General features: G+C 72.6%; 2 protein-coding genes. Both read right to left on the reverse strand.

Annotated elements, in window-relative coordinates; translation table 11 throughout:
• Window positions 1-344: 344 nt before the first annotated feature.
• Window positions 345-1,127 (reverse strand): TIGR03936 family radical SAM-associated protein, encoded by a 783-nt coding sequence (locus QR77_RS11305; RefSeq protein ID WP_040021401.1) that lies wholly within the window; start codon window positions 1,125-1,127, stop codon window positions 345-347.
• Between the two features lie 120 nt (window positions 1,128-1,247).
• A partial coding sequence (locus tag QR77_RS46575) for a hypothetical protein (protein ID WP_160310897.1) occupies window positions 1,248-2,248 on the reverse strand: 1,001 nt, incomplete at its 5' end.

The following is a 2,248-nucleotide window of genomic DNA, read 5'->3' on the forward strand; positions in this document are numbered from 1 at the left end:
CGGGCGCGATGCCGCGCGGCGCCTGCGGCGCGGCGGCAGCGTATCGCTCGGTGAGTTGTTCTCTTCGTTGTCGGTGTTCCCGGTCGAGCCGGGTTCAGTGGCTTCAAGCATGCGGGCGGTTCTCCCGTCACGCTCCCGGGCGCCGCGCCTGATTCCGGTCCGGCCGCGGTCGCGCTGTGCGCGATACCGCCGTCCGGGGCGCGGGCGCCGCACGGGAGCTGTTATGTCTTGGCTCGCCGGTTCCCTACGCGTTGCACGTACGGCCTGGCGAAAGTCTTCTGGTCGGTGTGCGCTGCCCGACCCAGGTGGCTCCCGAGTACCAGGGCTGCGCTACGACGACCGCCCTACGCGGGACCTGCACCTTCCGGCACCTTCGCGGCGGCGGGTCCCGCGGCCTTGATCAGGCCGACCGGGGCTGCCTCGCGGTCGGGCGCGAGCGGGTCGGTCACGCTGCCGGACTCCTCGTCGAAGAGCCCCTGCGCCAGCCTGGTCACCGCTGCGGGGACCGGCGGCGCCAGGTCGGCCACAGCTCGGAGACCGGACAGAACGTCGTCGGGTCGAACGGCAGGTGTTACGTGCCGCACTACCAATCGCAGTATCGCACAGGGGGTGTCCCCCGGCCTATCAGCATCGGAATCAGCCACCCGCAGGTCGACCACGGCACCCCGGGCGTCGAAGCTCCGGAGCCCGTTCTTGGTGCGGCGCTCCACCTCGACGGTCTCGGCGGCGAGGAACGCGGACACGGCGTGTCCCGCCTCCGCCGGCTCCACTCCGTCGAGCCGCAGCTCCCACACGGAGGCGGTCAACCGGTCGGCGAGCCCCGTCGTACGGGCCTCGACGGCGTCGATGATGTCGAGTCCCGCCGGCATCGAGGCGTCGAGCAGCTCGCGCAGCGTGCCGGGATCGCGGGTCGCCGACAGGGCGATCTCCAGGAACTCGGCCTCGCTGCCCGTACCGGTGGGTGCGGCATTGGCGTACGAGACCTTGGGGTGCGGGGTGAAGCCCGCCGAGTACGCCATGGGCACCTCGGCGCGGCGCAGTGCCCGCTCGAAAGCGCGCTGGAAGTCGCGGTGGCTGGTGAACCGGAGGCGGCCCCGCTTGGTGTAGCGCAGCCTGATGCGCTGCACCGTGGGTGCGGGCGGCGGGCCTTCGGGCTGTCGCTTGCCCAGTGGTTCTTCTCCTCCGTGCGGGACGGGACGCGGTGAACGCGCCGCCCTCGGACGCGCGGGTGACTCCGGGCCCGGCTCTCAGCCCTGCTTGCGCAGTGAGGTCTCGGGCGCGGGTACCTCGCCGGGAACAGTCGTTGTACTACTCAGAGTACGCGCCAGGTCTCTCCGTGGTTCCCGGGGCCCGGGCGGGAGTGGACGGCCGACCAGAACACGCCACGCGTCCCTGCGCGCCTGCCGGACCGTGGCGCGGGCCGCGCGCAGCACGTCCCCGGCGGCCCGTCCTGCCGCGAGAGCGGCCCGCCCGGCGGGTCGCAGCACACCGTCGCGCAGCCAGTGCCCCATCGGGGTCAGTACGGAGAGGTACGCCCGGCGCACCGGCCGGCCGACCAGGTTCCAGGCGAGCCAGGCCAGCGCGCGGCCCAGGGCACGCGAGAGATAGCCGGCCACGCGCCATCCGACGACGAACGCCTCGCCGATCTCCCGCCCGACCGGGGCAAGGACTTTCCGGTAGATCCAGCTCAGCGGCTGCACCAGCAGGAAGAGCACGAGCCAGCCGAGAGCGACGGCGAGCGAGCGGAGAACGAACAGCGCACCCCGTCCGGCGCCGGTCACCAGCCAGGCGATGCCGTGCCCGAGCGGGGTGAGCAGACTCCGGTAGACCCACACCACGGGCACCACCAGCCCGTACCTCACCACAGGCACCACCACATACCGCCACAGCGCCACCCAGGGCCACACCAGCAACGCCTTCGCCAGCCACACCAGCAGCCATGCCAGCGCCCGCCCCAGCGGCGTGAGGACCCTCGAACAGACCCAGGCCAGCAGCCACCCGACGGCCCCGCCCAGCCAACCAACGCCGTGCCCCAGCGGGGTGAGCAGACTCCGGTAGACCCACACCACCGGCACCACCAGCCCATACGTCACCACCGGCACCACCACATACCGCCACAGCGCCACCCACGACCACACCAACCCCCGGCCGAGCGGCGTGAGGAGGCTCGCGTAGGCCCAGGTAAGCAACCGCCCGACAGCCCCGCCCAGCCAGCGCACACCGTGCCCGAGCGGGGTGAGCAGACTCC

The organism is Streptomyces sp. 150FB (assembly GCF_000818195.1).
Lineage (GTDB): Bacteria > Actinomycetota > Actinomycetes > Streptomycetales > Streptomycetaceae > Streptomyces.